The sequence below is a fragment of the Endozoicomonas montiporae CL-33 genome (genome assembly GCF_001583435.1).
GTDB lineage: Bacteria > Pseudomonadota > Gammaproteobacteria > Pseudomonadales > Endozoicomonadaceae > Endozoicomonas_A > Endozoicomonas_A montiporae.
The window spans coordinates 4489671-4502978 of the sequence record NZ_CP013251.1 but is presented as its reverse complement, the minus strand read 5'-3'; the positions used below and the strand labels follow the sequence as shown (position 1 = coordinate 4502978).

The following is a 13308-nucleotide window of genomic DNA, read 5'->3' as shown; positions in this document are numbered from 1 at the left end:
GTCCAGTCGGTCTGTTTTTCAGACCTAATAAAGCATTCTAACAAGTTATTGATGTGAAAATACTGCAGTAAGTCAATGTTATTGCATGAACGCAGTGCAAATGACAGTAAAATTGCCACCAAAATTGAGTGACATTCTACGGTTAGGCATCAGTCGGTCAAGGGTTTCCTGTTTTTCGGTGGTTTTGCAGACCAGTAGCTGGCCAGCAGAGCGCCCAGAATATTCTGGGTCATGCTGAATATTGCCCCGGGCAACGCAGCCAGAACCGTAAAGTGTTTAAAGGCCAGTGCTGCAGCAAGGCCGGTATTTTGTGTACCGACTTCAATGGCCACGGTTCGTGCAGTGGGTATATCCATTCCACACAAGCGTGCAGAGACATAACCGGATATCAACCCCAGAGTGTTGTGCAACAGCACTGCTACAACGACAATCGCCGACAGGCTGGCCAGTGCATCAGCATTCATGGCAATCACCAGCGTGATAGCTGAACAAATGCCGATAACGGCAATTGATGGCAGGCAAGGCTTGATGCGATTGATCAGCTTTGGGCACAGGGCATTCAGCAGAACACCGCCAGCCACAGGCAGAATAACGATTTTCAGAATACTGATTAACATCCCCACCTGATCCACCTTAATGACCGTACTTAAATAGACCGAGCACAGAAAAGGCATGACAAACACTGCCATCAATGTAGACAGTGTGGTCATGCCAATGGACAAGGCAACCCGACCACCTGCCAGGTAAGCCAGCACATTGGAAGCGGTGCCGCCCGGTGCTGTGCCTACGAGCATCATCCCTACCAGAAGTTCTGACGGTAGCGAAAGAGCCTGACTGATGCTGAACGCCAGAACAGGCATCAGAATGAATTGCAGGCACACGCCCATGATCAGAGGGCGGGGATCGGTCAGGGCTTCACGCAGGTCTGCAATTGTCAGTGTCAGCCCCATGGCAAACATGATGATCGCCAGAAGAGGTGACATCGCGTATTTATAAGGGGTGATATACGGACTGAAGCTATAGCCAATAACCAGTCCGCATAGTGCCCATAGAGGAAGTAATCTGGAGAACAGGGTTACGATCCTTTTTCAATTTTCTTCAGTTCGGCTTTATCAGCCTTGTCGAGGGTGAGGTCAGAAAACGCTTTGTCTCTGGGAAGTTTCATTTTGAAACTAGACAGCGAATCCAGCTTTGCCAGCCCGGTGATGATCTCAAGTTCCATCACATGTCCACCAAACTGCCGTTTATCATCAATAAAGTGGAAGTGATAACCGGACACGTTCAGGTTGCCCATGAAGGATGGGAAACGATAGCCGACCAGAGTTCCCTTGGCGTTCTGATGCCTGAATACTACCTGATCCTTTGCCTGAACATCAGCCAGTCGCTTATAGGGTGGTTTTTGGGCAGGAATACTGCGAAGTTTTAGCTGCTTGAATTCGCCTTCAATGCGAATCGCGTAAATCAATTGGGAGCCATCGATTTTGTTATCCAGAAACTTTTCCAGTTCCGGGTAAGTCAGTTTGGCTGGAACGGTTGCTTCCCGTTCACTTCGGAAGAATGACACCATGGCAAAGGGCGTTCTGGTTTCCGGAGAGACAGGATAAGCTTTGCCGTCCGCTTTAATCTGGTAGAAGAAACCGTCGAGTGCCAGCATCTCGCCATCCAGATGGTTGAAGGTTCCGATTCCAAAATCACCTTTCCGCTGTAGCTTTTTATAGGTCATATCACCATGAAAGTACCCTTCCAGCAGGGCGTTGATGGTTGAATACTGAAACAGGCAATCTTCAGCAGCACTGGTACATCCTGCGGTGAAAACCAGCAGTAAAAAACTGAACTTGAGGTAACAAGGTAAGACGCGGAATGGGTTGTTCATTGTTCGTCGCCCTGTTTTTTTGTTCAGGACAATATAGCAGCTGTTTTGAAATTATCTGGGCAGTGACCACCAGTCATTATGCGAATGCCAGTAGATGCCCTTCTGATCCGGTTTGTCGATATGATTCCAGTACAACACGTGCAGCTGACGGGTGTGCCACTTGGGAATCAGGTAATACTGGCTGCGCAGGATCCGATCCAGAGCTCTTCCTGCCGGAATCAGTTCGTTGTAGCTCTGACAGTTAACCAGTTTGTCCAACAAATAGTCGATGGCCGGGTGTTGAATGCCGGCAATATTGCCGCTGCCGGGTTGCTGTGCTGTTTTGCTGCTGAAGGAGTGCATCAGTTCGGAGCCGGGAAACAGTGAATGCCAGAAGTGCCAGTTGGCAATATCAAAATCAAACTGCCTGACGCGTTTTCGAAACTGGCTTTTATCAACGGTTTGAATATCCAGATCAATCCCGATTTTGCCCAGTATTTTCCTGAAAGGCACGAGCAGTCGTTCCTGGGAATGATCATCGCCAAGAATCGTCATGGTAAGTGCCTCGCCGGTTTTCTGGTGTTTCATCACGCCTTTATTGAGTACCCAGCCCGCTTCTTTCAGTAGTTGCAGGGCTTTGCGCTGGTTGTCCCGGTTGTCGCCATTGCCGCGGGTTACCGGGGGTTGTTCCGGATCACCCAACATCGAGTCATTTAATTGTGCTTTTACCGGTTGAAGAAGGTCGAGTTCTTTTTTGTCAGGTGGTTCGGTGGCCTGCAGAGTGGTATAGCTGAAAAAACTGACGGTTCGCTGGTAGTTTGAATGCAGGAGTTTCTGGTTGATCCACTCAAAGTCGAATAACAGCGTTAAGGCTTTTCGAACCCGTAAATCCCTGAACTTTTCGAGGCGGGTGTTAAAGACCAGACCCGCCATAGCGGGCGGGTATTGCAGTGACAGCGTGATGTGCCCAATTGCTCGTTTGTTTTTGTCCGGTTTCTTTTTGTTCACTGGCCACTGGCTGGCATCCTGTTCGTAACGAAGGTCATAGAGTCCGGCCTTGAAAGCTTCAGCCGCTGCGTGCTGATCACGATACACATCAACCCGGACGGCATCGAAATTATAACGACCCTTATTTACAGGGAGACCGGCGGCCCAGTGATCTTTGACTCTTTCGTAAATAATGGTCTGCCCTTTGATAAATTTACCCGGACGCAGTGGACCACTGCTGACAGGCGCCTCTGTTAAGCGGTCATCCAGTGAGCGGTTACTCCAGTAATGTTCCGACAAAACCGGCATGTAGGCAGAAAGGGCGATGGCTTTGGGGCCGGGTGTGGCAAAGGTAAAGCGAACCTTTTGAGGGGAAAGAACTTCAGCTGAGGTACTTTTATACAGATTTTTGAAAAATGGGGATGCTTCTGTTTTCAGGCGATTCAGTGTAAAGGTAACATCATTGGCTGTAATGCTTGTTCCGTCGGAAAATTTTGCGTTGGGGTTGATGTGAAAAATTACCCAGCTGAAATCGTCAGGATATTCCACTTGTTCCGCAACATAACCGTATAAAGAGTAATTTTCGTCGGCTGAACGAACCATCAGGCGCGCATGGGTGTCGTGGATGTAGGGCGGGGCTGTACCTCGATTGTTAAAGGGATTTAAGGAATCAAAGTTGAGGTTTGTGGCCAGCTTCAGTGTCCCGCCCTTGGGGGCTTCCGGATTTACATAATCAAAATGGGTAAAGTCCGCCGGGTATTTGCTCTTGCCAATCAGAGTGAACTCGTGGCTTATGGTGGTTTTAGTTGTCGTTGAACTGACAGGCTTAGCTTTTGTTGTCTGAATGAAAGTGAGTGCCAGAAAAAAGACAGTAAGCGGAAGGTGCATTTTGTTCTCGTTGTGCTGTGGCAACGATAATCATAGCCAAAGATTGTTGACCTACCAGTTAAGGATGTTTTTCCCGGGCTTTAGGCAGTAGTACGCAGGTGGGCTTTCTTCTGCCGTATCATTGTGATGTCTTTTTCATGCGGCAGCCACCCGGGATTTCAATAGTCAGGTCACTTTTGGCATGGCAGCAGCAGGGAAGAATCCGGCCTTCAGGAATAAAGGCGATAGGCTCGCTGGTGTATTCCACTTCACCTTCCAGCAGCTGCACCTGACAGCTGCCACAAAACCCTTCCCGACATTGGTATTCGACTTCGACTTTCTGAGACTCCAGGGCTTCCAGCAGGTTCAGCTCGCTTCTGGGAATAAAGCTGAACCCTTCCATTATCTTGATGATGTTGGCCAACGGAAGTCTCCTGTCGTCTTCCCTGTTTGTCGGTCGATGAGTTTACAGTGAGAAATTACTGAAGTCTTCTGAACCCACATCGCTGTCTATCTGCCCTACCAGATAAGAGCTGACTTCTACTTCCTGCGGTGCTACCTGTACATTGTCGCTGTTCAGCCAGCTGTTCATCCATGGCAGCGGATTCTGAATAGGTGCAAAAGCCGGTTCCATGCCTATCGCCGACATACGCTGGTTGGTGATGTATTCAACATACTGGCTGAGTATGTCTTTATTCAGTCCGATCATGGAACCGTCCTGAAACAGGTATTCAGCCCATTCTTTTTCCTGTCTGGCCGCCTCGATAAAGATTTCCCGTGCTTCGCTTTGCAGAGACGCCGCTATCTGTGCCATTTCCGGATCGTCTTTGCCTTCGGCCATGATCTGCAGCATGTGCTGGGTGCCGGTGAGGTGCAGGGCTTCATCCCGGGCGATCAGTTTGATGATCTTGGCATTGCCTTCCATGGTGGAGCGTTCTGCAAATGCAAAGCTACAGGCAAAGCTGACGTAGAAACGAATGGCTTCCAGTACATTGATCGACACGATCGTCAGGTAAAGCCTTCTTTTCAGGTCACTGACCGAGACATGGACTGTCTCTCCATTGATCCGGTGTTCACCTTCGCCCAGCAGGTTGTACTGGTTAACCCCTTCAATCAGGTCATCGTAATAACGGGTGATGTCGGTGGCTCGCTGGACGATGGCATTGTTGGTCACAATGTCATCAAACACGGCAGAAGGTTCGGCGAGGATGTTGCGAATGATGTGCGTGTACGAACGTGAATGAATGGTTTCACTGAACGCCCAGGTTTCCAGCCAGGTTTCCAGTTCCGGCAACGAGGCAATGGGCAGCAGGGCTACATTGGGTGAGCGCCCCTGAATAGAATCCAGCAGTGTCTGGTACTTCAGGTTGCTCAGGAAAATATGTTTTTCATGCTCGGGCAGCGCGGCAAAATCACTGCGGTCTGTGGACAGGTCAACCTCTTCCGGCCGCCAGAAAAACGACAGTTGTTTTTCAATCAGCTTTTCGAAGATCGGGTGCTTCTGTACATCGTAGCGGGAGACGTTGACGTTACGGCCAAAGAACATGGGTTCTTCCGTCGCGTTAAACAATTCCTGATTGAATGTGGTGTAGCTCATAGTATTTGTCTATCCGGGTCGCCGGAGCGACCACGACTGGGTTAAATGGAATCGTTGTTAAATTTTGCAGGCACCGCCGGCGCAACCGTCATCAACATCTTCGTGGGTATCCGCTGCGCCATCCCGGGTGTTGTGGTAGTAGAGTGTTTTAACCCCCAGTTTGTAAGCGGTTAACAGGTCTTTCAGTAACAGTTTGACGGGCACTTTGCCACCTTCGAAGCGAGCCGGATCGTAGTTGGTGTTGGCTGAAATGGTCTGGTCAACAAACTTCTGCATTATCGCTACCAGCTGCAGATAACCGTCGTTGCTGTCAATGTCCCACATCAGCTCGTAACGCTCGCGTAATGCTTCATAGTCCGGTACAACCTGTTTGAGAATGCCATCTTTGCTGGCTTTAACGCTGACATAGCCTCTGGGTGGTTCGATGCCATTGGTGGCATTGCTGATCTGGGATGAAGTTTCAGAGGGCATCAGGGCTGTCAGGGTTGAGTTACGCAGTCCGTATTCCCGAATTTCACCACGCAGGGCTTCCCAGTCCAGGTGCAGAGGTTCCTTGCATACTGCGTCCAGATCCTGCTTATAGGTATCGACGGGCAGGATACCTTTGGCATACGTGGTTTCATGGAACTTGGTGCAGGTGCCCTGTTCTTTCGCCAGCTGATTAGAGGCTTTCAGCAGGTAGTACTGGATGGCTTCAAAGGTCTTGTGGGTCAGGCCGTTGGCGGAACCGTCGGAGTAACGCACGCTGTTTTTGGCCAGATAGTTGGCAAAGTTAATCACGCCCACACCCAGTGGACGGCGCCCCATAGTGGCGTTGTAAGCGGCAGGCAATGGGTAATCCTGATAGTCCAGCAGACTGTCCAGTGCCCGTACCAGCAGGTCTGACAGTTCTTCCAGCTCGTCCAGTTGTTCCACTTTGCCAAGGTTGAAGGCGGCCAGTGTACACAGGGCTATTTCACCTTCTTCATCCATTACATGCTGTAAGGGTTTGGTAGGCAGGGCAATTTCCAGACAAAGGTTGCTTTGACGTACCGGAGCCACCGCAGGGTCAAACGGACTATGGGTATTGCAGTGGTCAACGTTCTGAAGGTAAATACGGCCGGTGCTGGCTCGCTCGGAGGCAAACAGGGAGAACAGTTCTACCGCTTTCAACGTCTTTTTGCGAATACTGTCGTCTTTTTCATACTGTTCGTACAATGCTTCAAACTTTTCCTGATCCTGAAAAAAGGCGTCGTAAAGGCCGGGCACATCGCTGGGCGAGAACAGGGTGATGTTGCCGCCCTGAATCAGTCGCTGATACATAAGACGGTTGAACTGAACACCGTAATCAAGGTGGCGTACACGGTTTTCTTCCACACCTCGGTTGTTTTTCAGTACCAGCAGGTTTTCCACTTCATAGTGCCACAACGGGTAGAATAAGGTGGCCGCCCCTCCTCTGACACCGCCCTGGGAGCAGGATTTAACAGCGGTCTGGAAGTGCTTGTAGAAAGGGATACAACCGGTATGGAAGGCTTCGCCGTCCCGAATCGGGCTACCAATAGCGCGAATACGGCCTGCGTTAATACCGATGCCTGCTCGCTGGCTGACGTATTTGACAATGGCGCTGGATGTGGCGTTGATCGAATCCAGAGAGTCTCCGCACTCAATAAGAACACAGGAGCTGAACTGCCGGGTCGGTGTTCTGACCCCGGCCATAATAGGCGTTGGTAAAGACAGCTTGAAGGTGGACACTGCGTCATAAAAACGACGAATGTAGTCCATTCGGGTGTCTTTCGGGTAGCTGGAAAACAGGCAGGCACCGATGAGCATATACAGCATCTGAGGGCTTTCGTAGTATTCACCCGTCACCCGGTTCTGAACCAGATATTTACCTTCCAGCTGTTTGACGGCGGCGTAACTGAAGTCCATGTCGCGCTGGTGATCAATGAAGCTGTTCATCTGGCTGAACTCTGCCTCACTATAATCTGTTAACAGGTGAATGTCGTACTTTTTTGCTTCACAGAGCTTTTGCACATGGTCGTAGAGTGCCGGAGGTTCAAACTGGCCGTACGCTTTTTTGCGCAGATGAAAAATGGCCAGTCTGGCGGCCAGATACTGATAATCAGGCGCTTGTTCAGAGATCAGGTCGGCAGCAGACTTTATCAGGGTTTCATGAATATCCGTGGTCTGGATTGCGTCGTAGAACTGTATGTGTGACTTTAGTTCCACTTCTGACACAGAAACATTGTCTAATCCCTCAGCAGCCCAGGCGATTACCTTATGGATCTTGTCCAGATCCAGCTGCTCCTTGTCGCCGTTTCTCTTGGTGACCAGGATGTTTTTATTCATTCAGCCCTTACCTGTAAATCAATATGTTGTGTTTTCGAAGTCGAAGTGAGACCCGCCGACTGCATCAGACAGAGACACAGAAGCCAGAGAACGAACGGGAGATACTGATCGCGTGCTTATAACCTGTATTGATAAAAAAACCAGATTCAACTGCAACACGCATCTTAGATAACCAGTCCGGACAGATGATTGCCCGGGTGTTTTTAAGTACTCTTCCCTGACGTTTAGCGTTCTTACCGCGCCTTGATGGGTACTCTCAGGTACTCGCAGTCAGCGATGCGACCATGACATATAGTGGTGTGCCGACTGCCCTGCATACAACATGTTGTATGCTGTGTGTTTATATACACAAGATAATGCGGTATCGGCAGAAGTTCAAGCTGACGCTGTCGTGGAAATACAGTGAAAAACGTGTGAATTTACTTTCATGTTAGTGTTTGCAAACTTGTGATTTGTCTTTTTTATCGGGCTCAAACAGTATCTGACAGCTCATGATGAAGACCCAAATTTTTTTATAATAAAAAGAAATATATCGAACCCTTTAGATAAAGAAAATGCTATTGATTTTTTCTGAACCCGAGAGTGGCGGGGTTTTTGTTGACCACAACATATAGTGGTTGCCATTTTGCTGAACTGTTAGCTGCTGACATGTCATTTTTTTACGAATCAGGGCAAAAAAAACAGAGTGAAGAAAAAATAGTCTGAACGAATGAGTCTTTTTATGAATCTGGTGTCAAATTTGTCGTGATATTGTAACAACCGACGCTATAGTCCCTGAACAGGCAGGATTCTGGCGCAGTGCTGTAGTAGTATCACGCAGAATATGTTGAGTGGTGGAAGTTTGCTTGTGGAAAATACAGAGACAGGCCGGATACTGATTGTTGAGGATGATGAGCGGCTGGCAGCCCTGACCCGGGATTACCTTGAAAATAATGGTCTGCAGGTGACTGTGGAAGGCGACGGTGGAAAAGCGGTTGAGCGTATTCTGCAGGAGCGTCCGGATCTTGTGGTTCTGGATTTGATGCTGCCCGGTGAAGACGGGATATCGATCTGTCGGCGGGTTCGTGGTCAGTACCATGGGCAGATATTGATGCTTACTGCCCGGGCAGAGGATCTTGATGAGGTTCTGGGTCTGGAAATGGGTGCCGATGACTATGTTGCCAAACCGGTTCGCCCCAGGGTGCTGCTGGCTCGTATTCGGGCTTTGCTGCGCCGTGCTGTTGCCCCGGTGGAAGATGAACAGGACGAAAACACCAGTCGTCTGACCTTTGGTCCGCTGGTGGTCGATAATGCTATGCGCGAAGCCTGGCTGAACCAGGAAAGTATTGAGTTGACCAGTGCCGAGTTCGACCTTCTGTGGCTGTTGTGCTCCAACGCTGGTCGGGTGTTGAGCCGGGAAGAAATTTTTGCCCAGCTGCGAGGCATTGAATACGACGGCCAGGATCGCTCTATTGATGTGCGGGTTTCCAGAATTCGACCCAAGATTGGTGATGACCCCATGCATCCCCGCCTGATCAAAACAGTGCGCAGTAAAGGCTATCTGTTTGTGAAGAGTGATTAAGCGGCAGTGACAGGTTAGGTTTGTGAGTAGTATTTTTCTCCGGATATATGGCGGGCTGCTGTTTACGCTGGTGCTGGTGGCGGTGCTGTCCGGCATGTCGGTCACGCTGATTAATGGCCAGAGGCTGGGTGAATACCGCGAAGATATGGTGCGTGGTACTTTCCGGCTGGTATCCGAAAGTCTTCAGGAGTTGCCTGAGCAAGAACGTCAGAGCTGGCTGGATGAGTGGGCTTATCGCGTTGCCATTCCTTTTTCAATCGTACCGGTTGCCGAGGCTGAACTGAGTGACAAAGCGCTTGGTCATATGGATCGTTCAGGTGTTTATATCCAGATGTTGGATGATAATCGTGCGCTGGTGTCTACCCGCCTTGGTGAAAGCCAGCTGCTACAGGGAAGCGTGCTCAATATTTCGGAACAGATTATCAATGGCACCCTGAGCCTGCTTCGGGAAAAACTGTTGCGTTATGAGCCAGAAATGCGCGGGCAACGCTTGCAGGAACTGTCGGAGAAATCCTTCAGTTATCCGGTACATCTGCTCAGGGAGACGCAGACCCGGTTACTGCCGGTGCAACAGGAAGAGTTACGTCAGGGCAGTATGCTGGTGTTGCTGGACGATGAAGGTCAGAGTATTTCCATGTATACCAGCCTGCCTGATACGGGCGAGCTTCTGCGACTGGGACCTCTGCGCTTGTTAAACCCCTATCCCTTTAAGCTGATGATTTCCATTGGCCTGTTCGTGCTGACCTCAATCAGTCTGGCGATCTATATTCTGGTACGTGGCATGGAAAAGCGCCTGCGTCGTCTGGAACGGGCAGCTACCCGATTCAGTCGGGGAGATTTTGATGTGAGGGTCTCCATCGGTGGCACCGATTCTATTGGTCGTCTTGCCTCGGCATTTAACGCGATGGCCGGATACATTCAGCGATTACTGAGCCTGCAGAAAGAGATGATTCGCGGTGTTTCCCACGAACTGCGAACGCCGGTGGCCCGTCTGCGTTTTGGTCTGGATCTGGTGGCAGACGCCCAAACCAGTGAGGAGCGTGAGAAACAACTGGAGGGGATGGATAAGGATATCGAAGAGCTGGATAACCTGGTCGATGAATTTCTGACCTATGCCAATCTTGAACAGGGTGCTCCGGAGATTCGTTATAAACGACACGATGTTGATAAAGTCGTGGCGCAGGTGGTGAGTGAATACGGTCGGCTGCAGGATCGTGTCACCATTGAACATATTCCGTGTAATGTACTCGACCCAAGACGTTTTGCGGATGTTGACCGTCGTTATATTCACCGTGCTATTCAGAATCTGGTGGGTAATGCCTGTCGTTATGCCAGTGGCAGGGTGCAAGTGCGTTTTTCCTCCACTCAGGAAACCTGCAGGGTGGATATTGATGACGATGGGCCAGGCATTGCCGAGTCGGAATGGGATCGGGTGTTCTCTGCTTTTACCCGGCTGGATGACAGTCGTACCCGTAATACAGGCGGTTATGGTCTCGGACTGTCTATCGTACGTCGTATAATGTACTGGCATAATGGTCGGGCGATGGTCAGTCATAGCCCCATGGGCGGTGCCCGTTTCAGCCTTGTTTGGCCCCGCAAACAACGTCGCTGATATCGGGTTATTGCAGACAGACTGCGTGTGTCTGTCTGCATGTCCGATACTTAATATAAACTTTCCGTCGTTTTTGTTTTTTCAATTCAATTTGAAGCATTGCCATTCATCGACCAAACTGGTTCCTACCTGTTATAGGCACTGTAGCCATTAGCAGAATAAATCCAGTAAAACCCATGACATATCACCTTCAAGGAGGGTGGCAATGGCGACTTCGCATTGTGTTGGTTTTCCCAGAATTGGCAAACATCGTGAACTGAAAAAAGCGACAGAGGCATACTGGAGAGGTGATCTCGATCAGTCAGCCCTGATGGCGGAAGGTAAGCGTTTACGGTCAATGCACTGGCGAATGCAACAGAATGCAGGTATGGATCGGGTGGCTACAGGTGACTTCGCCTGGTACGACCAGATGCTGAATCACTCCCTGATGCTAGGCGCGATTCCGCAGCGCTTTCGGGATGGCAATGAAACGAATGCGGATAATCTACTGGATACCCTGTTTCGCATGGCAAGAGGCCGGGCACCAACAGGTAAGCCTGCCGCCGCTTGTGAAATGACCAAGTGGTTTGATACCAATTATCACTACATTGTGCCCGAACTGCATAAAGGTCAGACATTCCAGTTGACCAGCCAGTCTGTCATCGAAGAAACCGCAGAAGCTATACAACAGGGTTTTAATACCAAGCCGGTGCTGATTGGGCCGTTAACCTGGCTATGGCTCGGCAAAATAAAAGGTGAAAGCTTTGATCGACTGGAGTTGCTGAACAGTCTGATCGATGTTTACGGTCAGGTTCTGGAAGAGCTGGCCAAAGCGGGTGCTGACTGGGTACATATTGATGAACCTGTTCTGGTTCTGGATCTTCCGCAGCCATGGCTGCAGGCTTGTGAGAATGTTTATAACCGGCTTCAGAATCATAACGTTAAAATCATGCTGGCGACTTATTTTGGTGGCCTGAATGATGCTACGACGACTGTCGTTAACTTGCCTGTTGAAGGTTTGCATGTTGATCTGGTTCGGGCTCCTGAACAGTTGCTTCAGGAGCTGGATCGATTACCCGCTTACAAAACCTTGTCGGTGGGCGTGATTGACGGGCGCAATATCTGGCGTTCTGACCTCTCCGCGATTCTTGAGCAGTTAAAACCCGCCCGTGAGAAACTGGGTGACCGGCTCTGGGTGTCTTCCAGCTGCTCCCTGTTGCATGTCCCGGTTGACCTGTCTACTGAAGAACAACTGGATGATGAAATTAAATCCTGGTTGTCTTTTGCGGTCCAGAAGTGTGAAGAAGTTGCTGTATTAGGCAGGGCATTATCCGGCGATAGCAGCGACAGTACCCGAACCCGGTTTACCTTATCGGACGCAGTGGCCTGTAGCCGAAAAACATCAAGACGTGTGCATCGGAAAGATGTTGAACAAAGCGTCAGTGCGATCACCCCGGGAATGATGCAACGGCAATCACCTTACGCTAAAAGGCATAGCTTGCAGCGGGAAAAACTGAACTTGCCGTTGTTTCCTACGACCACGATTGGCTCGTTTCCACAAACCAGCGAAATCCGTCGTCAACGCAGTCTCTATCGTAAGAATCAGCTGAGCAATCAGCAGTATCTTGAGTCTATGCAGCAGGAGATACAGTCCACGATCAAACGGCAGGAGTCGTTAGGGCTGGACGTTCTGGTTCATGGCGAAGCAGAGCGCAATGATATGGTGGAATACTTTGGTGAGCAGCTGGACGGCTTTGCTTTCACAGAGTATGGCTGGGTGCAGAGTTACGGGAGCCGCTGTGTTAAACCACCGATTATCTATGGTGATATCAGTCGGCCAGCGCCCATGACGGTCACCTGGAGTGTCTTTGCCCAGCAGCAGACCGATAAAGTCATGAAAGGTATGCTGACAGGGCCTGTGACGATTCTGTGCTGGTCTTTCACCAGGGACGATATTCCTGAAAAAGTCTCTTGCGAACAGTTGGCGCTGGCATTGCGCGAAGAAGTGGTGGATCTGGAGCAGGCAGGCATTCAGGTTATTCAGATTGACGAACCTGCGATCCGGGAAGGGCTTCCCCTGAGAAAGGCAGACTGGCCTGAATACCTTGACTGGGCTGTCAACTGCTTCCGTTTGTCGGCCAGTGGTGTAAAGGATGAAACCCAGATTCATACGCATATGTGTTACAGCGAGTTTAACGACATTATTGAATACATTGCGGCTATGGACGCAGATGTCATTACCATTGAAACCTCTCGCTCGGATATGGAACTGCTGGATGCCTTTGAGGAGTTTGAATATCCCAATGAGATTGGCCCCGGGGTTTATGATATTCATTCGCCCAATGTGCCAGAAAGAAGCTGGATGAAACAGCTTATGCAAAAAGCTGCTGAAAAAATTCCGGCTGAACGTCTTTGGATTAACCCAGACTGTGGTTTGAAAACCCGTGACTGGCCTGAAGTGGAAGAGGCCCTGAGTAATATGGTTCAGGTGGCTCGTGAGCTGAGAGCTGAATACTGATACCGTC

At 49.9% G+C, this 13308-nt stretch carries 9 protein-coding genes; 3 read left to right on the top strand and 6 right to left on the bottom strand.

The genetic code is table 11. The features are described from left to right. Window positions 1-149: 149 nt before the first annotated feature. The 6 genes from EZMO1_RS20645 to nrdA form a co-directional block, all read right to left on the bottom strand. Window positions 150-983: a bile acid:sodium symporter family protein gene (locus tag EZMO1_RS20645; protein WP_051790440.1), complete on the bottom strand. Its 834-nt coding sequence runs from the start codon at window positions 981-983 to the stop codon at window positions 150-152. A 92-nt stretch (window positions 984-1075) separates the two neighbouring features. After that, entirely contained in the window at window positions 1076-1873 is a 798-nt protein-coding gene (gene budA / locus EZMO1_RS20640; protein ID WP_034878059.1) for an acetolactate decarboxylase, read from the bottom strand. A 51-nt stretch (window positions 1874-1924) separates the two neighbouring features. Further along, window positions 1925-3727: an extracellular solute-binding protein gene (locus EZMO1_RS20635; protein ID WP_051790439.1), complete on the bottom strand. Its 1803-nt coding sequence runs from the start codon at window positions 3725-3727 to the stop codon at window positions 1925-1927. A 118-nt stretch (window positions 3728-3845) separates the two neighbouring features. Further along, window positions 3846-4130 (bottom strand): class I ribonucleotide reductase maintenance protein YfaE, encoded by a 285-nt coding sequence (yfaE, locus tag EZMO1_RS20630; RefSeq protein WP_413783219.1) that lies wholly within the window; start codon window positions 4128-4130, stop codon window positions 3846-3848. 42 nt (window positions 4131-4172) lie between these two features. Then, window positions 4173-5303 carry a class Ia ribonucleoside-diphosphate reductase subunit beta gene (gene nrdB / locus EZMO1_RS20625; RefSeq protein WP_034878057.1) on the bottom strand — a complete coding sequence of 377 codons (1131 nt, stop codon included), beginning with the start codon at window positions 5301-5303 and terminating at the stop codon, window positions 4173-4175. A gap of 57 nt (window positions 5304-5360) precedes the next feature. Next, entirely contained in the window at window positions 5361-7631 is a 2271-nt protein-coding gene (gene nrdA / locus EZMO1_RS20620; RefSeq protein ID WP_034878056.1) for a class 1a ribonucleoside-diphosphate reductase subunit alpha, read from the bottom strand. Window positions 7632-8478: 847 nt separating this feature from the next. Here nrdA and EZMO1_RS20615 point away from each other — a divergent pair. From EZMO1_RS20615 to metE, 3 genes are all read left to right on the top strand, one after another. After that, entirely contained in the window at window positions 8479-9192 is a 714-nt protein-coding gene (locus EZMO1_RS20615) for a winged helix-turn-helix domain-containing protein (RefSeq protein WP_034878744.1), read from the top strand. A 22-nt stretch (window positions 9193-9214) separates the two neighbouring features. Then, entirely contained in the window at window positions 9215-10804 is a 1590-nt protein-coding gene (locus EZMO1_RS20610) for an ATP-binding protein (protein ID WP_034878055.1), read from the top strand. A 205-nt stretch (window positions 10805-11009) separates the two neighbouring features. Further along, window positions 11010-13301, top strand: coding sequence for a 5-methyltetrahydropteroyltriglutamate--homocysteine S-methyltransferase (gene metE / locus EZMO1_RS20605; RefSeq protein WP_034878054.1), 2292 nt, complete (start codon window positions 11010-11012; stop codon window positions 13299-13301). The last annotated feature ends 7 nt before the right edge of the window (window positions 13302-13308 follow it).